This is a genomic window from Williamsia sterculiae, from assembly GCF_900156495.1.
GTDB lineage: Bacteria > Actinomycetota > Actinomycetes > Mycobacteriales > Mycobacteriaceae > Williamsia_B > Williamsia_B sterculiae.
This window is the reverse complement of the sequence record NZ_FTNT01000005.1, coordinates 13,483-34,485: the sequence shown is the minus strand read 5'-3', so window position 1 is coordinate 34,485 and position 21,003 is coordinate 13,483. Positions and strand designations below refer to the sequence as shown.

General features: G+C 64.6%; 19 protein-coding genes. 8 read left to right on the top strand and 11 right to left on the bottom strand.

Translation table 11 applies throughout. The features are described from left to right. Positions 1-60 precede the first annotated feature (60 nt). Together BW971_RS09635 and BW971_RS09630 are read left to right on the top strand one after the other, a co-directional pair. The gene (locus BW971_RS09635; RefSeq protein ID WP_076478995.1) at positions 61-1,146 is read left to right on the top strand and encodes a pyridoxal phosphate-dependent aminotransferase; all 1,086 of its coding nucleotides are present in this window, start codon (positions 61-63) and stop codon (positions 1,144-1,146) included. Beyond that, on the top strand, positions 1,143-1,574 hold the full coding sequence (locus BW971_RS09630; RefSeq protein ID WP_076478993.1) for an acyl-CoA thioesterase: 432 nt from the start codon (positions 1,143-1,145) through the stop codon (positions 1,572-1,574). Before BW971_RS09635 ends, BW971_RS09630 begins: the two co-directional genes overlap by 4 nt. A gap of 16 nt (positions 1,575-1,590) precedes the next feature. On the opposite strand, the gene BW971_RS09625 is transcribed toward BW971_RS09630, so the two are convergent. The 3 genes from BW971_RS09625 to BW971_RS09615 form a co-directional block, all read right to left on the bottom strand. After that, the gene (locus BW971_RS09625) at positions 1,591-2,103 is read right to left on the bottom strand and encodes a hypothetical protein (protein WP_076478991.1); all 513 of its coding nucleotides are present in this window, start codon (positions 2,101-2,103) and stop codon (positions 1,591-1,593) included. Positions 2,104-2,320: 217 nt separating this feature from the next. Beyond that, on the bottom strand, positions 2,321-3,526 hold the full coding sequence (locus tag BW971_RS09620) for a hypothetical protein (protein ID WP_076479364.1): 1,206 nt from the start codon (positions 3,524-3,526) through the stop codon (positions 2,321-2,323). A gap of 148 nt (positions 3,527-3,674) precedes the next feature. Further along, on the bottom strand, positions 3,675-5,009 hold the full coding sequence (locus BW971_RS09615; protein WP_076478989.1) for a UDP-N-acetylmuramoyl-tripeptide--D-alanyl-D-alanine ligase: 1,335 nt from the start codon (positions 5,007-5,009) through the stop codon (positions 3,675-3,677). Between the two features lie 73 nt (positions 5,010-5,082). On the opposite strand from BW971_RS09615, the gene BW971_RS09610 reads away from it, so the two are divergent. From BW971_RS09610 to BW971_RS09595, 4 genes are all read left to right on the top strand, one after another. Beyond that, a complete protein-coding gene (locus BW971_RS09610) occupies positions 5,083-6,180 on the top strand; it encodes a D-alanine--D-alanine ligase family protein (protein ID WP_076478987.1) in 1,098 nt (365 codons plus the stop codon). Between the two features lie 99 nt (positions 6,181-6,279). Beyond that, positions 6,280-7,245 carry a magnesium transporter CorA family protein gene (locus tag BW971_RS09605; RefSeq protein ID WP_076479362.1) on the top strand — a complete coding sequence of 322 codons (966 nt, stop codon included), beginning with the start codon at positions 6,280-6,282 and terminating at the stop codon, positions 7,243-7,245. Positions 7,246-7,307: 62 nt separating this feature from the next. After that, entirely contained in the window at positions 7,308-8,516 is a 1,209-nt protein-coding gene (locus BW971_RS09600) for an NAD(P)H-binding protein (protein ID WP_083709706.1), read from the top strand. A 9-nt stretch (positions 8,517-8,525) separates the two neighbouring features. Next, positions 8,526-9,239 (top strand): CPBP family intramembrane glutamic endopeptidase, encoded by a 714-nt coding sequence (locus BW971_RS09595; protein ID WP_076478983.1) that lies wholly within the window; start codon positions 8,526-8,528, stop codon positions 9,237-9,239. 4 nt (positions 9,240-9,243) lie between these two features. Here BW971_RS09595 and BW971_RS09590 read toward each other — a convergent pair whose 3' ends face one another. Continuing rightward, complete coding sequence (locus tag BW971_RS09590) at positions 9,244-10,650, bottom strand: GGDEF domain-containing protein (RefSeq protein ID WP_159441848.1); 1,407 nt, start codon at positions 10,648-10,650, stop codon at positions 9,244-9,246. 199 nt (positions 10,651-10,849) lie between these two features. Here BW971_RS09590 and BW971_RS09585 point away from each other — a divergent pair, with 199 nt between their 5' ends. After that, a complete protein-coding gene (locus BW971_RS09585; protein ID WP_234974330.1) occupies positions 10,850-11,437 on the top strand; it encodes a hypothetical protein in 588 nt (195 codons plus the stop codon). A gap of 82 nt (positions 11,438-11,519) precedes the next feature. Here BW971_RS09585 and BW971_RS21885 read toward each other — a convergent pair whose 3' ends face one another. Next, positions 11,520-12,143: a hypothetical protein gene (locus BW971_RS21885; protein WP_234974329.1), complete on the bottom strand. Its 624-nt coding sequence runs from the start codon at positions 12,141-12,143 to the stop codon at positions 11,520-11,522. Positions 12,144-12,647: 504 nt separating this feature from the next. Here BW971_RS21885 and BW971_RS09570 point away from each other — a divergent pair. Further along, the gene (locus tag BW971_RS09570) at positions 12,648-14,288 is read left to right on the top strand and encodes an HNH endonuclease signature motif containing protein (RefSeq protein WP_076478977.1); all 1,641 of its coding nucleotides are present in this window, start codon (positions 12,648-12,650) and stop codon (positions 14,286-14,288) included. A 35-nt stretch (positions 14,289-14,323) separates the two neighbouring features. On the opposite strand, the gene BW971_RS22225 is transcribed toward BW971_RS09570, so the two are convergent. From BW971_RS22225 to BW971_RS09550, 6 genes are all read right to left on the bottom strand, one after another. Then, on the bottom strand, positions 14,324-14,551 hold the full coding sequence (locus tag BW971_RS22225; protein WP_143690288.1) for a PLDc N-terminal domain-containing protein: 228 nt from the start codon (positions 14,549-14,551) through the stop codon (positions 14,324-14,326). 1,243 nt (positions 14,552-15,794) lie between these two features. Continuing rightward, positions 15,795-15,959, bottom strand: a complete 165-nt coding sequence (locus tag BW971_RS21665) for a hypothetical protein (protein ID WP_200799399.1) — start codon at positions 15,957-15,959, stop codon at positions 15,795-15,797. An 880-nt stretch (positions 15,960-16,839) separates the two neighbouring features. Beyond that, positions 16,840-17,232, bottom strand: a complete 393-nt coding sequence (locus BW971_RS09565; RefSeq protein ID WP_076478975.1) for an RDD family protein — start codon at positions 17,230-17,232, stop codon at positions 16,840-16,842. Between the two features lie 192 nt (positions 17,233-17,424). After that, a complete protein-coding gene (locus BW971_RS21105) occupies positions 17,425-17,805 on the bottom strand; it encodes a hypothetical protein (RefSeq protein ID WP_143690287.1) in 381 nt (126 codons plus the stop codon). 603 nt (positions 17,806-18,408) lie between these two features. Continuing rightward, a complete protein-coding gene (locus tag BW971_RS09555) occupies positions 18,409-18,705 on the bottom strand; it encodes a hypothetical protein (protein WP_143690286.1) in 297 nt (98 codons plus the stop codon). Further along, on the bottom strand, positions 18,702-20,843 hold the full coding sequence (locus BW971_RS09550; protein WP_143690285.1) for a hypothetical protein: 2,142 nt from the start codon (positions 20,841-20,843) through the stop codon (positions 18,702-18,704). The genes BW971_RS09555 and BW971_RS09550 overlap by 4 nt, the downstream gene beginning before the upstream one ends. Between the last annotated feature and the right edge of the window lie 160 nt (positions 20,844-21,003).

The window sequence follows — 21,003 nt, the reverse complement described above, 5'->3', positions numbered from 1 at the left end:
GGCACGGACCTCTCACCGGCCATTACCTCCGTAGTCGGGGCGTGCGAATACATTGATCACGTGAGCCTGCGAATCCGACCAGACCTGGCAACCGTGCCCGCCTACGTGCCGGGTAAGACCTTCCCCGGTGCGGTGAAGCTGGCCAGCAACGAGATCATCGAGGGGCCGTTGCCGTCGGTTCAGCAGGCGATCGTCGATGCGGTGTCCGGACTGAACCGCTACCCCGACAACGGGATGGTGGAGCTGACCGAGCGCCTCGCGCAATCGCTGGGCGTGAGCACCGAGGAGATCCAGACCGGCTGCGGGTCGGTCAGTCTGTGTCAGAACATGATCACCGTCACCAGTGGAGTCGGCGACGAGGTGTTGTTCGGTTGGCGGTCGTTCGAGACCTACCCCCTGGCCACCCGGATCGTCGGCGCCACCCCGGTACAGATCCCGCTCACCGACGAGCTGGTGTACGACCTGCGCGCGATGGCCGCGGCGATCACCGACCGCACCCGGTTGATCTTCGTGTGCAACGCCAACAACCCGACCGGCACGGTGGTGGAGGCCGAGGAACTGCTGTGGTTCCTGCGTCAGGTGCCCGCAGACATCCCGGTGATCCTCGACGAGGCCTACGTGGAGTACATGCGGCCGACCGATGCTCAGCGGTACGACGCGATGGACCTGCGGCGGCGTTTCCCCAACCTGGTGGTGCTGCGCACGTTCTCCAAGGCATACGGGCTGGCGGGGCTGCGGGTGGGGTACGCCGTCGCCGACCCGCAGGTGATCGATGCGCTGCGTCGGGTGCACGTCCCGTTCAGCGTCAGCACGGTCGCCCAGCGCGCGGCGATCGCCTCGCTGGATGCCGGGGCCGAACTGCTCGAGCGGACCGACACGGTGGTCGCCGAACGCACCCGGGTGCGTGACGAACTCGTCGCCCTGGGCTACCGGGTGCCACCGTCGCAGTCGAACTTCGTGTGGGTACCGCTCGGCGAGTCCACCGCCGACTTCGCCACCGCGTGTGTGGCCGCGGGCGTCATCGTTCGACCGTTCGCCGGTGACGGTGTGCGGGTGACCGTGACCGACAAGTCCGAGAACGACACCTTCCTGGATTTCGCCCGCGACTGGGCGAGTGGCACCGACACCGGCGGCGCCTCGCGATGAAGCCTCGCGACTTCCCGTTCGCGGCCGAGGTGGGGGTGCGGTGGTCGGATATGGACGCCTTCGGGCACGTCAACCACGCCCGCATCGTCACCATGCTGGAGGAAGCGCGGATCCAGTGGTTGCTCGACGTGGGCCAGGAGTACCGCAAGCTGATCATGGGCGCGATGATCGTCGACGTCCACATCCGTTATCAGTCACAGCTGCGGCACGAGGACTCGCCACTGCACATCGGGATGTGGATCGCCGGGTTCCGGACCGTCGAGTTCACCCTCGGCTACGAGGTCCGCGCGGCGGGCGCCGAGCTCGACACCAAGCCCGCGTGCCGCGCGACCACCAAGATGGCCGTCGTGGACGTCGACGAGCACCGGTTACGGCGTCTCGACGACGAGGAGAAGGAACTGCTGACCCGGTGGTCGCGCGACTACTGAGACCGACGACGCGGTGCTATCTCTGGAAAAGGTCGCGTGCGCTGGACATCGAGTTGGGCGCACAGCCCTTCGCTGAACCGTTGTGCTTCTCGACGAGCGCGCGGCCTCGCATCTGCACCACCAACATCTGTGCGAACAGGACCACCCCGAGATACAGGACCAGGGTCGACTGGCCGAGTCCCTGATCGCCCAGTAGGTCGATGCCGACGTGGACGCCGATCCCGACGACCCACAACACCAGCGTGAGCCATGTCCCCCGCGACATCAGCGTGCCGCGGTCGTCGCGCCAGATACGGATGGTGTAGCCACGGACGGCGGCGATCGCGAAGCCGATGAGTGTCGAGACCACCAGGATCGCCTGGCCCGCCGGCGACACATGATGGTGGTCGACGAACTGTGCCGCCGAGACCAATCCGATCACGGTGATAATGATCGGCCCGCGAAGCGAGGACGCCACCGCGCGCGGCTTCATCTGACGGGCCACGATGAGGCCGACGATCACGACTCCCAGGATCACGTTGAACAGCATCGGAGGTCCTTTCCCGGTCGGTGCCCTCTACGGGCCGATGGGATCCAGCCTCGCCGTCGAGGCGTCACATCGGATCCCCCGACGGGTGGAGACAGGGTGGAGATGAACGCGTCTACTCAGGCGTTCGGTGCCGTGCGTGGATCACGTCGTGGGTCGGGACTCCAGAACGCTCAGGAGCTGCGCCGCGCGGCTTCTTCCGCACGCACCGGGTCAGTACTCACTGCCTCGGCAGTTGCGGCCGGGTGTGTGACTCCAGCCGGGAGATGTTGCCGTTCAACACGTCGCGGTAGACCCGCAACTGACTCTCGCCGAACCGCACCTGCTCGGACAGGCGTTTGGCGTTGTCGGCCGACATCTCCCTGTCCCCGGATCGCCCGACGAGGCGGTCGATACGGTCGTCGATGGTCGCGGCACGGGCGAACTCGTCGAGCAGACGCAGTTCGGTGGTCGCCGAGTCGACCACCGCGGCGACGTCGGACAACGCCTGCACCCGCTCGATCAACTGTGCCCAGACCGGCCGCAACGCCATCTCTCGGGAGTCGATGTGTTCGGCGAATCCGCGGTCGAAACCGCCGCTGCGCCGTGCGCTGTCGAGGTCCACCCGCACCGACCGCAACGCCAGCACGTCGGTGGCGATGTCGGCGAGTTCGCGGTGCAGGTTCAGTTGGAGTCGTTGCATCTCGAAGTGTTCGGAATGCCACGCCGGGGATGCCTGGATGCGGTCGTAGAGGCTGCCGGCCAGGAACAGGATCGTCTCGTATCCATCGATGAACCGGGCCTCGCCGCTGGGCGTGGTGGGCTGCGCTCCGACCGGCTCGCCGGTGAGCTCGCCCACCCACTGATCGACCCGAGTGGAACCGGCACGGCTGGCCAGTTGTCCGACGGCACCTGCCAGTCGATCCATCGCCAACACGCCCGCGCGTCGCACGTATCCCGTCCCGGCCACGTTGGGAGTCGGAGTCAGCAGCAGACCGGCGAACAGGCGGTCGCGGTCGGCCATCTCCAGGTGCACACCGTCGCGGCGTTCTCGGCGGATGCTCCGGATGCTGCTCGCGTGGACCCCCTTCGCGGAGGTCACCACCTTGCGCAGCTCCTCGCGCCGTCGCAGCAGACCGTTCAGTCGGCTGCGCACCACGGTGGCCACCACACCCGGCATCATCGGGTTGTCGAGCTGCTGTTCGGTCTGTCCGATGGTGCGCTGCAGTCGGCGGAGCTGTCCGAAACCGCCGTCGAGGGCCGGCACGGGCAGGGAGTGGGTCAAGCGGCGGACGACGATGGCCCGAGCGTCGTCGGACAGGTGACCGGACGCGATGGCGACCGCCGCGGCATCCGTCAGTTCCCGCTGTGCGACACCATTCACGACCACACGGTCGGCGGGTACCGAGGACGTCTGACACCAGTATTTGATCTGCGCCGCGGTCATCGTCGGGTAGTCCACTTCGGTGTCCTCACCGGGTGCCCTCACACCCTGATCGTTGCTGGTCTGCCGATCGTTTACGCAGCCAAGGATACCGACGAACGATGCGGTCGGCTGTGATCGTCACTACCCGACGCCGGACACGCGGGCGTCGTCAGCGGTCGGCCAGCGCGGTGGCCACCCGCTCCATCGCGGCCACGCGGCTGCCCTTCACCAGCACGGCGTCCCCCGCCGCGAGATCGGCGAGGGCCGTCACCGCGCCGTCCACATCGGCGACGTGGCTGGCCGCGGACCCGTAGTCCGGGGCGTTCACCGCGATCACCTCGACACCCAGGTCACGCGCGTGTTCGGCGACACCGCGGTGTTCGGCCGCCGCATTGTCACCGAGTTCACCCATCACCCCCAACACCGCGACCCGCCGCGGGGTGTCGATGCGAGCGAGCGCGGCCAACGCGGCGCGCATCGAGGTCGGGTTGGCGTTGTAGGCGTCGTTGAGCACCACCACCCCCGAGGGTGTGGTGGTCAACTCCATCCGCAACCCGGATATCGCCGCCGCGGACAACCCGGTGACGATGCCGTCGAGGGCGACCCCCGATCCACCCGCCGCCGCGGCTGCGGCCAACGCGTTGCCCACCTGGTGTTCACCGCGGGCGGCGAGGTGGACCGGCGCGCTGCCCCAGGGCGTGTGCAGGGTGAACGCGGCACGCAGGTCGTCGTCGAGGGTGATGTCGGTGGCGTACACGTCCACGTCGCGGGGTTCGACGGGGTCGACGGCGTACCGCAGCACCTGGGCGGTCGTCCGGGGCGCCATCGCGGCAACCCGCTCGTCGTCGGCGTTGAGCACCGCGAGCCCGTGGTCCGGTAGCGACTCGACGAGCTCGCCCTTGGCGCGGGCGACCGCCTCGATGTCGCCGAACAATTCCAGGTGCACGCCCTCGACCCGGGTGACGATCCCCACCGTCGGGTGGGCGATCTCGCACAACACCGCGATGTGGCCGACGCCGCGGGCACCCATCTCGACGACCACGGCCTCGGTGTCGTCGGGTGCACCGAGCAGGGTCAACGGCAACCCCAGTTCGTTGTTGAAGGAGCGCTCGTTGGCCGCGGTGACGTAGGTGGTGGACAGGACGGCCGCGAGCAGGTCCTTGGTGGAGGTCTTGCCGACCGATCCGGTCACCCCGATGACCGCCCCGGTCAGCCGGGCACGCGCTGCCCGGCCGAGATCGGCGAGGGCGACCGCGGTGTCGTCGACGGCGATCGCGGTCGCTTCGCCCGTCGCCCCGGTGGGCTGAGCGGTGAGATAGGCGCGGACGCCGGCGTCGAGGGCCTGGGGGATGAAGTCGTGGCCGTCGCGGTCGGCGACGATGGGCACGAACAGCTGACCCGGTCGGATGGTGCGGGAGTCGATACCTGCGCCATCGATCTCGCGTTCGGCACCGATCACGGTGCCACCGGTCGCGGCGGCCACAGCACTGGCGGAGAAATGCACCCGTCGAAGCTACCGCCCGCGACACGTCCGGCGGACGCGGGAACCCTCGTGACGCATCCGTAGTGTGTCTGCCATGTCCACACCCGCGTCGTCCGACCGTCGCCGACTGATCGTGCTGTTCGGTGGCGTGTCCGCCGAGCACGACGTGTCGTGTGTCTCCGCGGCCCACGTCCTCGCCGCGGCCGATCCCACCAAGTACGAGATCATTCCCATCGGTGTGACGCGCACCGGGCGGTGGATCCGTAACGACAAGGCGCTCAGCGCACTGCAGGAGCGGGCGTTGACCGGCGGCGAGGTGGCCCTTCCGGACAGCCTGGAACCGGCGGGCACCGAGGTGGAACCGCTACCCGCGTTGCAGACCGATGACCTGCCGGTGGTCGTGCTGCCGTTGCTGCACGGGCCGCACGGTGAGGACGGCACCGTGCAGGGGATGTTGGAGCTGTCAGGCGTCCCGTATGTCGGTTCCGGCGTGCTCGGCTCGGCGGTGTGTATGGACAAGGCACTGGCCAAGGTGGTCGCCGCACAGGCCGGGATCCCGCAGTGCAGGTGGTTGGAGTTCCGTGCGGGTGGCAACCGGTTGCGGTTGCGTCGCGACGTCGACGAGACGCTCGGCTACCCGGTGTTCGTGAAGCCGGCCAACCTGGGTTCGTCGGTGGGGATCTCCAAGGTGCACGACGCCGACGAGCTCGAGTCCGCCGTCGCGTTGGCCCTGCGCTACGACGAGGTGCTGGTCATCGAGGAGGGTGTGACCGGCCGCGAGATCGAGCTCGCGGTGCTCGGCAACGACGACCCTCAGGTGTCGGTGCCCGGTGAGATCGTGCCCGGTTCGGAGTTCTACGACTACGAGGACAAGTACGTCAACGGTGCCGCGGGTCTGCTGATCCCCGCCGACCTGCCCGCCGGTGCCGCCGACGAGGCACGCGAGTTGGCGTTGCGGGCGTTCACCGCGCTGCGTTGCTCCGGTATGGCACGGGTCGACTTCTTCTACGAGGAACACGGTCGTGGCTGGCTGCTCAACGAGATCAACACCATCCCCGGGTTCACCCCCGGGTCGATGTACCCCAAGTTGTGGGAGGCCTCGGGCGTCTCCTACGGCGAGTTGATCGACTCGCTGGTCGACCTGGCGGTGGACCGCCACCGCGTCCGATCGTCGTTCTCCACCGACCACTGAGCCGCCCGCGCACCGTGGTGCCACCATGGAGCGGTGACGACCGATGATGCCGCCGCGCCACCGGAGGAGCGGACAGACGACCGGGGTGTGCGCGGACAGATGTGGCAGAACGGCACACCCGTCGACGGTTTCGATCTGTCCAAGGTCTCCGACTGCATCGACGATCCCACCCGATTGATCTGGGCCGACCTCACCGACCCGAGTCATGAGCTGCTCGAGCGACTCGGCGACGAACTCGGCTTGAGCCCGTGGGCCATCGAGGACGTGGTCGCCGACGCGGAACGGGTGAAGGCCTCCGTCTACCACAACCACCTCATGCTCACCCTGTACGCGGTGCGGTGCGACACCGACGCCGCGGACGGTGAGAGTGGTCTGCACCTGAACCGGATCTCGGTGTTCGTCCGTGGCAACGCCCTGATCACCATCCATCGCGATTCGTTCTTCGACATGCAGTCGGTGGTCGACCGGTGGGCCGAGATCGACATGCAGCGGTACGGGATCGGTGCCCTGCTGCACGGATTGCTCGACGTCATCGTCGACGACCAGTTCGACGCCGTGCAGACGCTGGACGAACAGATCGAGAATCTGGAGACACTGTTGTTCGACCAGAGCTCGCGAACGGTCTCGCTGCAGCGGCGCACCTATGCACTTCGCAAAGATCTGGTGCAGCTGCGACGGGTGGTGTTGCCCATGCGCGAAGTGATCGGGACCATCGAACGGCGCCGACTGGCCGGCACGTCACCCAAGGAACTGGATCCGATGTGGTCGGATCTGTACGACCACACACTGCGCGCCGCGGAGTGGACCGAATCGCTGCGCGACATGGTCACCACGGTGTTCGAGACCAACCTGTCGCTGCAGGACGCGCGATTGAACACGGTGATGAAGAAGCTGACCGGCTGGGCGGGCATCATCGCCGTGCCCACCGCGATCACCGGCTTCTTCGGCCAGAACGTGCCGTATCCCGGGTACTCGCACGTGTCGGGATTCGTGGCGAGCACGGTGCTCATCATCGTCATGATGGTCGGGCTGTATCTGGTGTTCCGCAGGCGCGACTGGTTGTAGCCCCCACCGCGCAGGTGTGGTCCGCGATGCGACGACGCACCGGCGCCCCGTACGGTGGAGCCATGCGCACACTGGTGACCGGCGCCACCGGTTATGTGGGATCCCGGCTGGTCACGGAACTGCTGGCCGCGGGTCACGACGTCGTCGTGGCGTCCCGGACACCGGACCGGCTGAAACTCTTCGGGTGGTATGCCGACGTCACGCCCGTCCACCTCGACGTGCTCGACCAGGAGTCCACCGCTGCGGCGTTGCAGAGCCTGGCCCCGGTCGACGTCGTCTACTACCTGGTGCACTCGATCGGCCAGGACGACTTCCGCGACACCGACAACCAGGCGGCGCACAACCTCGCCGTCGCTGCCGGGCGGGCGGAGGTCACCCGCATCGTCTACCTGGGCGGATTCGTCCCCGACGGCGACCGGTTGTCCGAACACCTGACCAGCCGGGCCGAGGTCGCGAGGGAACTGCAGGTACCCGACGGTCCCGAGCTCGTGTGGCTCAAGGCAGCGGTGGTCATCGGAGCCGGCTCCACGTCGTTCGAGATGGTGCGCTACATCGGTGATCGGTTGCTGCTGATCCCGATGCCGAGCTGGGTGGACAACCCGATGGAACCGATATCCATTCGCGACGTGCTCTATTACCTGGTCGCCGCGGCCGAACCCGAGCTACCCGCGGGGGCCTACGACATCTCCGGCGGGCAACCGACCACCTATCGGGGACTGATCACCAGTTACCTCGACGCCGTCGGCAAATACCGCGTGGGGGTGCCGATCCCACTGGTCAGCACCAAGATCGCGGCGCAGATCGGCAGTGTGTTGGTACCGGTGCCCACCGGACTGGCCGCCGATCTCGTGGTCTCCCTCGACCACCCGATGGTCGCCGGTGAGCACCGCATCCGCGGTATCGTCCCCGACCCGTCGTGGGGTCTGACCGGTATGGACGACGCGGTGGAGGCGTCGGTCACCTCGATGCCCCCGCGACCGGTCAACCGGCTCATCGACCCGCACCACCTCGCCGACAGCGACCCGGTCTGGGCCGGTGGGGACTGGCCACACATCCGTCTGGTCGGCTCGCACGCGCTGGGGTCGGGGCTGTGGAAGAGCATCGAGAACCTCGGTGGCCGTGCCGTGCTCTCTCGGTGGCCGGTCGCCGCACCCGTCCGGGTCGGGCTGGACGCAGGCCTCGACGTTCTCGACGCCGGTCTCGGCGCCCTCGGCTCGTTGGCGGGCAGGGTGGCCGACGCCGGTCGGAGCAGCAGGCGCCGAGCGGAGTAGGACCAGCCCATGCCGGATCCCGACAGCACCCTGTTGAGCAGGTTGAGCACGTCGCTGAACGACCGCCGTGCGGGACAGTACGACGAGCCGACCCGGGTGGTGCGTCGTCGGCGCGTGGCCGTCGTGATCTTCGTGATCATCGGTGCCGGGGTTCTCGGCTTCTCGCTGTCCATCGAACCCGGGGACACGACGTTCTACCTCTACACGCTGCTGTTGGCCGCGGTGTGGGTGGTCGGTGCTTTCGTCTCGGGACCCATTCACCTCGGTCACCTCCCCTTTCGCGGGCACTCCCGGCGACCGGTGGTGTCCGGACTCGCGGTGGGTGTGCTGATCGGTGGTGTGTTCGTCGTCGGGGCGTTCGTGGTGCGCCTGATCCCGCCGATCGCCGACCTGATCGGGAACGTGCTGGCCCATGCCAACCAGGGCAACCTGGCCATCGTCACCGCGATCACCGTGATCAACGGGGTCGCCGAGGAGTTGTTCTTCCGCGGCGCGGTCTACTCCGCGTTCGGTGCCTGGTATCCGGTGGTCGCGTCCACGGTGCTGTACATCCTGGTGACGCTGGCCAGCGGAAACGTGATGCTCGGCTTCGCGGCCATCCTGCTCGGGACGGTGTGCGCACTGGAGCGGCGCGTGACGGGCGGGGTGCTCGCACCCGCGTTGACCCACTTCGTGTGGGGTGCGGTCATGGTGCTGGCGTTGCCGCCGATCTTCGGCGTCTGAGACGTCACCGCGAGTCGTCGTCGCCCCCACCGATCGTGTCGTCGGCGACGAGGTCGTGCAGTCTCTCGTCGAAGTAGTGGGTCTGGTCTCCGCCGAGCGACTTGGCCACGTACATGGCCAAGTCCGCATCCGCGATGACCTGCGACGCCGTGCGTGTGTCGCCGACCCCGCGGATCACCACCCCGATACTGGCGTTCAGTCGTACCTCATGTGCACCGACGTTGATCGGCTGCGACAACTCCCGGTGCAGGGTGTCGGAGAGATCGCGGACGTCGTCCGTCGGGCCATGCCGCAGCGCGACGAATTCGTCTCCGCCGTAGCGACCGAAGAAGTCGCTGCCGCCGAGCGCGCGACGCACGCGGTGGGCGGCCGCCTGCAGCGCACGATCCCCCACCACGTGTCCGTGCGAGTCGTTGATCGTCTTCAGGTTGTCGATGTCGATGAACAGCACCGCCACCGGTGTCGGTGGGCGTGTCTGCAGGTGGTGTTCGACCATCTGGACGGTCTGGCCACGATTGGGCAGGTCGGTCAACGAGTCGTGGGTGGCCTGATAGGCCAGACGTGCGCTGTGCGCGCGCTGGTCGGTGATGTCGGTGAACGACATCACCACCGAGGAGTCGGGCGCGCCGGGGTTCACCGGATGACAGGTGGCCGCGATCCACACCCGACGTCCGTCGTCTCGGTCGAAACCCAGGATGTCTCGCCGGCGTTCTCCGGTGCGGAGCGTGACCTCCAGCGGACGTTCACCCGGTGGTATCGGCTTTCCCTGCTCGTCATAGACCGGGTACCTCGTCGCATAGGCCACGTCGTTCACCGGGACACTGGTGTCGGCCTGCGTGCCCAGGATGCGCGCAGCCGCCGGGTTCGCGAACTGCAGCCAGCCACGATGGTCGACGATCACCACGCCCTCGGCCAACGAGGACACCACTTCGCTGAACTGCGTCTCGGCGGCCCGTGCGGCCTCCTCCGCCACCCGCTGATCGGTGCTGTCCTGCAGCATCGCCTGGTAGGCAGGTCTGTCGTTCCACCTGGTGGCGACGGTGATCGCCTCGACCCAGAGTGTGGTTCCGTCGGCTCGGCGCATCCGCACGCTCGTCGGCTCGGAGTGCGCCCCCGACACCGTCAGCGCCGCGATCCGTTCGAAGAGCGCGGGTACCGAGTCGGGGTGGAAGAACTCGGCGACGGGGCGTCCGACGATCTGAGACTGTGAGTCGATGCGCAGCAGACGCAACCCCGCCGGGTTCACGTAGACCACCACTCCGTCCTGGTGAATGCACAACGCCTCCACCGCACGCTCCACCAGAACCTGGTACGCCTCGAACAGCGAGCGGTCGGCGGTCACACCGGCGCTGCCGCGCATGGGAGCAAGCGGTTCGCCGCCGGATCCCGTGGACGCCGGCTCGGACGTCATGCGATGACCCGTCTCGAACGCACCCGACTCGCCCAGCGTCGTGATCGCCCGCCCCAAACCGCGATCGGCACTACTCCCCCTCACCGACCGGTGTACCGATACGGATTTCCTGATGTGTTTACTGACGTGGATTCCATCTGTGTTTAGCTGTTCGGACCTCTGCGCACAAGCGCCGAGGAAGACCGGAAGGGAACTTCTGATGGCTTTGAGTACAGGTCGACGGTTGGCCGTGCTGCTGATGGTGCTCATCGCACCGGTGGCACTGTTGGCCGGTTGCAAGGGGTCGAGTAAGTCGAGCTCCTCCGCCGCGTCCAACACCACCGCCGCGGCCTCGGCGTCCGGCAGCCAGGCGGCAAGCTCCGACTGCCCCACCGAGAACACCAAGAGCTTCGCGAAGACGAAGTTCGTGGCGCACGCCGGGCTCGGATTCGGCGCGTTCCACCGCTACCTCTACAAGCCCTATAAGGCGGGAACGTTCAAGAAGGGTGCCGACGGCCGGGTGACCGCCTTCGTCAAGGGTGGTGTCGCCGCGCTGTTCATCAAGCGTGAGATCCGCCTGGCCAGCGAGGACGTCAAGGCCAATCCGACGCTGTGCAAGGCGATCGCAGCCCCGCTCGCCAAGATCGGCGACTCGGTGCAGGGTGCGGTGGACAAGGCCAAGTCAGGTGACGACAGCGGCCTGGAGGACGTCAACAGCGCCATCGGTTCGGTGTCTTCGCAGTCGAACAAGGACGGCGTCGACATCAAGGAAGACGAGAACGCGGACATCTCCAAGAACCCGAGCTGAGTCCTCGCGCATCGGCTCACCGCCCGGACCGGCCATCAGGCCGGTCCGGGCGATGTCTTTCGCAGCCCTTCGCGGAGGCGGTTCACCGCCGTCCGCACGCAATCGCCAGCGCCCGTCCGGTGACGGAGTCCGAGGAGTTGAGAATTCGCGACGGCGTGCCGGTGAACACCAGTCCGCCGCCGTCGGAACCGGCACCGGGTCCGATGTCGATGATGTGATCCGCCTGCGCGATCACCCACAGATTGTGTCCGACGACCACCAGCTTTGCGCCTGCGTCGACCAGGTCGGCGAACAGGGTGTTGATGCGATCGACGTCGGCGGGGTGGAGTCCCGATGTGGGCTCGTCCAGCACGATCCGCTCGTTCGCGAGGTCGGTCACCGCGGTGAGGACAACCAGCGGGACCTCGGCATCGAATCCGGTCAGGTTGTGGGCGCGGGCACTTCGGACGGTGACGGCACCGTGCGGTTCGCGGACCTCGGCCCGAAGGTGCAGCGGACGCGCGAGGAGCCGACCGGCGATCGTGCCGCTGTCACGTATCGCCTGCGGTGTGCCCTCGAACTGCATCCGCCCGCCGTCGGCACCTGCGCCCGGCCCCATGTCCACCACGTGATCGGCGATCTCGATGACCTGCCGATTCTGTTCCACCACCAACGCGGTGTTACCCACATCCCACAGACGCTGCAGCAGCCGATTGAGGCGTTGCACGTCGGCCGGGTGCAGCCCGGTCGACAGCTAAACCGCAGCAGTGGCGCCACCTCCGCGGCGGTGGCTACCGTGGAACGGGCGTTACCGGTGAAACGCCGCTGATCGATGAGCGGGGAGAAGGTCAACCCCGCCATCGATTGCACCTCGGGAGCGGGCATGTGCGGCAGACGGTTACGGACGAACGTCGGGTACGAGTCGTTGACCCGGCGCTGTGCCTCCGCGGCGATGGTGTCGAGCACCAGAGACGACTTACCCGATCCGGACAGACCGGTGAAGACGGTCAGCGCCTTCTTCGGTACGTCGATGGTGACGTCGTGCAGATTGTTGGTCGCCGCCCCGACCACTCGGATCACGTCCGTCGTCGATCGACCGTGGCGGGTGATGAGAAGACCGCGCGGGCAACTGTGGCGCGGCTTCATGAGACCGCGCTTCGCTGCTCCCAGTACAGATATTTCATTGCACGCCAGATCATTCGAGCGCAATGTCGAACATATGTTCCCTTGTGTGACATCTGACGACGAAGCGGACCCAGCGCCGGATCTCCGGTCGGTGTTGGCTGCACTGAAAGACTTTGACACTGACGAGTTGCTCGTGGTGCAGAAAGCTCTGTCGGACAGGCTGGTCGATTCGTCGTTTGTGGAGTTAGACGACGAGCAGGTGGTGGATGCCGCGGTGCGGTTGCAGCGGCAGACCCGCCGGGATGAGGCGGTGCAGGTGGCGTTGACGACGCAGATGTTGGAGCGTGGGTTACCGGCGAAACGCGGTCTGCGGCGCAACGGGTTCCTGCGTGAGGTGCTGGGGTTGAGTGGTTCCGAAGCGGTAGCCCGCGTTGCGAACACTGAGCATTGTGCCCCGCTGGTGGGGTTGACCGGGGACACGTTGCCGCCGTACGCGCCGACCATGGCCACCCTGTTACGCGAGGGGTTGATCGGGACGGCGCATGTGCGGGTGATGCGGTCGGTGATCGCGAAGTTTCCCACCGCGGTGCGTGATGATCGGCCGGTGTGGGAAGCCGCCGAACAGCAACTCGGAGAGTTGGCGGCGATGTTGGATCCGGATCAGTTGACCCGGGCCGCGCAACGTTTGCTGGCCTACCTGGACCCCGACGGGGTGGATGACGACGACCGCGATAGGAAACGCCGGCGCAGTCTCACTGTGGGCCGTCAGGGTGTGGACCACATGTCCGGTATCCGCGGCGAACTGGACCCCGTGACCCGCGCGTTGTGGGATGTGCTCGCCGAGAAATGGGCCCGCCCGGGCATAAACAACCCCGACGACCCCGACTCACCCACCGGGGACGCCGACAAGGTGGACCCGAAGGTGGTGGCCGCCGCGGCGAAACGGGACACCCGTAGCACCGCGCAACGCAACCATGATGCGTTCACCCTGATGCTCAGGACCATCACCGAGTCCGGGGTGCTCGGTCAGCACCGAGGGCTACCCGCGCAGGTCATCGTCACCATGACACTGGAAGAACTCGAAGCCGAAACCGGGATAGCGACCACCGCCTCCGGCGGCACCCTCCCCGTCCGCGACGCCCTTACCTTGGCCGGCACCACCCGCCCGTTCCTGGCCCTGTTGGATGACAAAGACCGGCCCCTGTTTCTCGGTCGGCAACGACGCCTCGCCTCCGCCGACCAACGCATGGCATTGATCGCCTCCCAACGCGGCTGCACCCGCCCCGGCTGTGATCAACCCGCCACCCGCGCCGCGGTGCACCACGTGCAGGAATGGAAGAACGGTGGGTTGACCGACATCGACGTGCTCGCCCTGGCGTGCGATGCCGATCACGCCCAGGTCAATGACAGCGAGCATGGGTGGATCACCGAGATCATCACCCCCGACACCGGACCACCCGACCTCGTCGGCCGGGTCGGGTGGAAACAACGCGGCACCGACCAACCCCTCCAAGCCAACCCGGTCCTGCGGCAGGACCGGACCATCACCGCACGCGCCACCGCCAACCGCCACCAACTCGCGTTGGAGACCGGTCAGGCGCGCACCGCCCAACGATTCCGCGACACCCTGCGGGACCAATTGACGCTCACACGCGCCGACGGCCGCCGCTGGGAACACGACCTCCACCTCATACCCCTCGGCGAACCACCCCACGACCAGCGTGCGGCCGAGAAGCCGACGTCCTGAAACACGACCTGAGCGGATTAGCGGAGATCTCATCCCTAATCGGTGGTGCCATGAGGGGGAACAACATCCGATCGTCGTCGACGGCACTCGAATAACCACGCAGCCGTCCCAACAACAGGAAGCAACCACACGACACATAACCACGCTGTCCGTCGCTTCAGCGACATCGTGTCTGCGAAAATCACGCTATAACTGACAAAGGTGAGCACCACCAGCCAACCTGCCGCAAGCGTCGGCGCTGCAACGCGTTCCAGCAGGAACATGTTGACCTCGTGGTCGGAGACCTGCCTGTGCCATCGGCGGGAGTCGAATCATCCCTACACGCTACGGATCTGATGGCGGTGGTTGGCTCCGTCGCATGGGTGGTGGCCGTGCCCGAGGCGGGAAGATCCGGTGTTATGAGCCGCAGGCGTGTCATCCTCCTCATATCCGCTCTCGTCCTCGCAGGATGCGCAACTCAGGCGAATGAATAACCCCGGCAGTCGGCTTACGAATCAACTCCCGCGTCGTCCGGTTCGCCGACCAGGTCTTCCTCACCCACCACGTACACATGGCGGTCAACATCGACTGCGGAGACGCAAGTCGCGAAACTCCCGAGCAAACAACCATCAGTGATCGCCGGTGTTCACTGCGAACCCGGCACCACCGCCACGTTCCCACCGCCAGGACAACTGCGGTCTACCCGACAGCCGACGAGTCGTTCATCGAGACCTGTATCGGAAAGACGGGCAAGACCCGGTAGGAATGCATCGCCGACATTCAGGAAGGGCATCGACAACGGTTGGGTTCGTGTCCCTTAGACAACACAAATACGCGAAGTGCTCGCTCTCGGCGCTACATCACGCCGCAACGCAGGAGGGTGTGGGCACATGTGGGGCGGAGTCCGATCCCGTTCGCGGCCCGGGTCGTCGGAATCACCTTCTGAAGTGCGCAGACTGCCAGCACCGGCCCGTGGCGGAGGTAACGTCATGGTATTCAAACCTCACGGCGAGACGGAGCATCTCCTGCAGCGTCGGCATGACCTGAACGAGCCACATCAGGCCTAGCTCCTAGTTCAGCGGCCAGAGTTGTCGACCAGCGGAGCGTTGTTGATCGTCGATGTCGTCAGGTACACCTAATTGTTCGTCCCCGGCCGGGTGGGCCCCACCCAGCCCACCTTGGTTTGCGCGGAGGCGTTCCCCCGCGCCAGTGCGCAGGCTACGACCCTCAGCGGACAGAAGATGCGGCACCCGTCACCCGTTCCGAAACGTTGCGCATACACGCGCTCGGCGTTCACACTCACAGCCAGCCCTGAATTTGCCCAGGGTCGAGTTATAGACGATACCCCGCTTGTGCCGAAGTGTTAGATCCACTTCGGATCAAGCGGGGCTCGGGTGTTACCGAGGCTTCTTAGTGCTCTCGTTCACGGTCGTCTTCGGGTTCTTCTTCACCGTGGATTGCTTACCGCTACCTCTTGTAGGCATCCTTATCACCCCCTCCAGTTATCAAGACATCCGCGAGGCCGTGTCAGGCCTTCTGGATCAATTTCCATGTGACGGCCTTGCCGGCATAAGGGGGCATGGTGTTGTTCTTCGCGATCGGGGCAGTGGTCGACGGCGTTCCCACGACCTCCCAGACACCACTCTCGGGACAGGTCTGCCCGGTACGCGCAGTTGCTGCAACTTCAGCCATATCGTGGAACTTTCTTGAAGAAGCAACCTCTCACGCATTGGGCGCGGACGCTGCCACCCCTACCGCGCTCGGGCACTTTGCGACGGCAGTGATGCAGTACCTCTTCGCGGCGTGAAGAGAAAGATCTGAGGTAACGTCTTGGTAGTCAAACCGATTAGCGAACGACGCACCTGCTGCGATCTTCGCGTGACCTGCTCTAGCATCGCCAGTCGCTGCCGGTGCATCTCCTGGTCGCCTATCATTCCGATGTCGACGGCGCACTAGGGTGCGCGTTTGGTAGTCGGTTCGCCCGGTCGCTGCCCAACTCGGCGAAGTCTCCACGCTTGTGCGTGGCGATGCCGCTATCCGAGGTGGTGGCGCCGTACGGTTGCCGTTTCACGCAGTTTCGTGCCTTACTTGCGGCTAATGCAGTTGACCTGGGGCGTACAAGTTCCCGTCCATGAGCGCGAAGGGTGCCCTGACGCGGTCGTGCGTGGCGTAATCCGGCTCGAAACCTGAGCCTTCATGGCCAGAGTTTGAAGCACTCTGTGACCACGAACCATGCCCACCCCGCGATGGTCCGCCGTGACTGCTCAGTCGAGGCGCGCCTCACCGGGTCTCCATCATCCGCGATTACCTCGGCCATATCTTCAGTCAACCACGAACCAGCAAGCGTGTCCTCACACCTATCTGAGCAGCACCGACAGCACTCCGGAAAGAGTCAGCATTCCTCCGCGATGCGATATATCCATGTCGATCTCAGCACGGCGGTCATTGGAATAACCAGCACCAATATGTCGCTCAACGAGGTCCCGCAGACCTGCAGAGATAGTACGCTTATCGATAGGTTTCAACCACAATTGTGTTGAGCACCTTGTCCGCAAACGTTTGGTTCTCAACATCAATGACGGCGCACACCACTCCAGCGAAAAAAAATCAAATCAACTGGATGTATGAAAACGCGAAGGAGGCCTTTGGCCCGCCCAACCGGTAATAGTGTATGCGCGTCGACGACTGAGGCTTTAATCAGTTGCTTACCAAATGACGACCCTGTATGCCCTTGCCGGAGACCAAGATTCCAAATGACAAATAGCACGATGAGCACCAGCGAGATCGGCCACGTGTAGCGCGCCGACGATGGCACCAAGCTGTCAGCAATAGCAACAACTACTCCAACGACGAGCACCGCCGCGAACGCGGCCACGTAGTCGATGACAAACGCACCGGCGCGACGCCCGATCGGACAGATCGACTCGCTGATCAATGGGTGGTTCACCGCGCTGTCTTGTACCACTTGAGCCAATGTGCGATGTCGGGGTGCTTCACCTCTACGAATGAGCATTCGATATCGACGAGCGAGTCCACTGAGGTAGAACTGCGATGTTGACGCATCCCTCACTGACCTAAATGGCTCGGCTCGATTCTAACGGCCAATTTTGTGTGTCCACCTCGGGCTGCACCGTCGGGCCTGCTTATCGCCCTGGCTTTACATTGGTAGCTGCCGAAGCGCATATTTGTCAGAAACATCATTATTTTTGTAGTAGAAATGGAAAATCCGAGCCGCCTCGTCAGATGTGAATAATTCGTGAGCATATACGTGCTCGACGTGCTCACCGAGGCGTATTTCGACATCGGGATTCTCGTCCGCATGCTTGGCCAGCGGCTTATGTCCCAGCTTGTATATATGTTGAGTGCTGCCATCCTCGCTGTCCTTGCGAATGTCCAGGGTCACGGCATCGGATACTCCACCGACCTGAAGAAACCGTTCTGCGACTAGCTCTTCTTGGGCAAACTCTCCGGGAAAGCCTGGTCGTGGCAAGTTGGAAATCACACGCGCAAAATAGTCAAATCCGTCGAGCGATCGCATCGGTACCTCGAATGAGTACAGAGTCTCGTCCGGACCAACGTAAGACTTCAGTCCTGATCCAGACGTTATATCCTCGATCCGGTGTGTCGGAACGGCCATACCTCACTTTACCCTTCGCTCCTCGCAATGCTCATCGTGCCAGTAGAGAAGAATGCTAATGAGGCGCGGTTTTACGATTAGATCTAGGCGCAACACTCAGGTGTCAGAAGCGACGATCTGGGATTGATCATAGGTCGTCGCAGGGTCAGTTCATATTTAGGGAGGATACTCCGTTGTTCAGAGACGACGAACCGCAGACCTAGTACTCACGACTACGGGTGGGGGTACCAAAACGTACAAATCGAATCGCAGAACTGTGCGGAGATAGCTCTGTACACAGTTTCGGCGTCGACGGCATCAAATACTGCATGACGCACCTCAGGGAGCGTGAAGTCCAAGACCAGCGGAGGCGACAACCCTTCTAGTAATTGGAATATTTTCATCAGTCGTGTCTCCTCTTAGGGAAAAGTTTGCGTGTGTTGTTGTGGGTAATGATGACCAGTGATGACTGATACACCTGCCAGTGACGGCAAGTTCTTGGCATGTTGCGGTCAACAGCACCCCTCAAGCTGTGAGGATAGAGAAGTACTCTTCGATGAGCTCCTCAATTTCTTGGCGGTCGTACGGCGTATTTCTGTGTAGCGCGGTTGCATTTATTATCTCTATGTCCCCCCACGACTGGGTGATTAGCTTCTGCGCTTTGGCAAAGTCGACCTTGGACAAGGCTTGAATCACGTCTTCCAATCGCCAAGCAAGCTCGTCGAGCGACCCGCCGTTCCGATACGCGGCAACCGCATGTTCGGCACGCACTACGAGGTGGTTCACAGTGGTTTCCATTGACGTGTCGCGCCTGGAATTCATTGTCCACCCCTCGCCCGGCCCGGATACAGGCTGATAATTGTTCCGTCGATGTTATCTTGAATAACCGATATGTTATTTACAGGATCGAAGAATACGGTAGTATCAGGCGTTCTACCTGGATAGCTAATACCGTGGTCAATCGTATTCTGTACCACGGAAGGCATAATTCCGCGTCCCTGCAGCCTGTCTATCGCGTGTCCACTGTAGGGCATTCCATTGATGATGGCTGGGTTGTTTCCGGGCAGTACGGTGGGTACCTCGTTGCGGGTACTTCCGATGGGCGCGGACGGATAAATCACACTCCCGCGGGGTGCCAGTGTCGCCTCGGGCAATTTTGGTACTGCCGTCTCGGCACCGCGGAGGCTGCGGAGACCATCGGTGACGGCACCGAGACCGCGTGCCGCTCCCTCACCGGGGATGAACAGACTACCGATTTCGGCGGCAGACCACGCGACTTCGCCGGGGCTGTGAGTGGTGCCCTCCGGTGCGACGTAGGGCTGGGTGGGGTTGGTGACGGTTTGGGCAATCGGTCCGTAGAAGTGGTTACCGACTTCGTCGCCGAGGACATCGAACGGTTGCTTGATCGCCTGCCAGACTGCTCCGAAACGGGCCGCACCACGTTCGGGAGTCTCGGGGTGTTGCCACGGCAGCTCCCCGAACTGAGTCATATGAGTTTGCAGGGTGTCGAGATTCGGTACCCGGTCGGTCGTGGTCGCCCACCCGTTCGGGGTGATCGTGATGATGCGGGACTCGAGGCCGTTGTCACTCAAATATTGCTGGCTGGGCCGGAACGTGAATGTTCCGTGATCGTCGATACCGAATGTGCCCTGATCACTGCCGTCACGACCGGTCACACGGCCATCGGTCACCCCCGACGGGCTGGTGGTCCAGTCGCGCCGCAGACCGTCGGTGCCAATCGAATACCCGGTCGCCGACGGACGGTCGGCGCCGTCGCTACCACCGGTGACACGCTGGAACGATTCCGACCCATCAGAATTGGTGACCCGTTCGCTGTACCCACCATCGTTCGGATCGGGAATATTGCTGTACTGACTGCTGTACCCGTCATAACCGTTCGTGGTGACGAACAGCGACCCGTCACCGCTCTGGCGCGTGATCGTCGATTCCGGTGGGTGGGAACCCTCATCGCCACCGGAGAACGTTTGCTCCCCAACATCACCGTCGCTGTATTGCATGAGACGGTGATCAACACCGTCGTCGTCGGTCCAGGTGTACCCAGTGACACCGTCACTGTCATAGTCCTGATCTGTCGTACCATCCGGACGGGTGATCTCGGTGCGCGTCCATGGTTTGTCCGCGCCGTCGCTGCCACCGCCCTCGGTAACGGTGATAACGGTGCCGTCGGACTGCTGCGTCGTCCACACACGCTGCCCGTACTGGTCAATGGTCAACGATCGCTGCGACCCATTACCGTCCTCCCAGGTGGTCGTATCCCCACGCTGCGGGACCGCAACCCCCGCCGGTAACACCTCACCCACCCGGCTGGCATCACCCGCCGACGGATCACCAGTAGACGAGTCACCGCCCGACGAGTCGGCGCGGAACGCATCATCCATTGACTGCTCATCGGCCTGCCGGAAATCGCCCGCACCCGCCGGAGCCGTACCCCCGTACTCGGTGTCGTAATCGTCCATTGACTGCTCATCGGCCTGCCGGAAGTCCGCCGGACTCGGGTTTGATGGGGCCGTCCCACTAAACTCCGTGTCGTAGTCATCCATTGACTGCTCATCAGCTTGCCGAAAATTTGCCGGACTCGGATTGGCCGGAGCGGTCTCACCAAACTCCCGGTCGTAGGCGTCCATTGATGCCTCATCGGCGGCGCGCGCGCTGCCCGCCCCCGGCGAGTCACCCGGTGGATCGGCCAAGATCGGGTACAGCGCGTTCGGGGCAGGGTCGACGTGTTGGACGAGGTCACCGTTGTCGTCGACCGTGTACCAGGTGCGCTGCGCGCGTCCGAGGCTGTCGTAGGCCCACGGCCGTCCGATCTGCTCGACAGGGTTGCCGTTGCGGTCATAGATCGTGGCCGACCCATCCGGGTTGGTGCTGATGTGCCCACCGGGGGGCACGTTCTCGTGGAACACGTATTCCCGTGGACTGGTCGGATCATTGATCAACACCAACTGCGACGGACCGACCGTGGCCCGCTCCGACCCACCACCGGGCAACCAACTGCGTAACGCCGCGCCTACTGACGGGTAGCCGCTGGCGCGAGCGATTGCCGTGTACCGACCCCGGCCACCCGCCCGGCTGCTGGTGGCCCCGGCGACCAACGCTGCT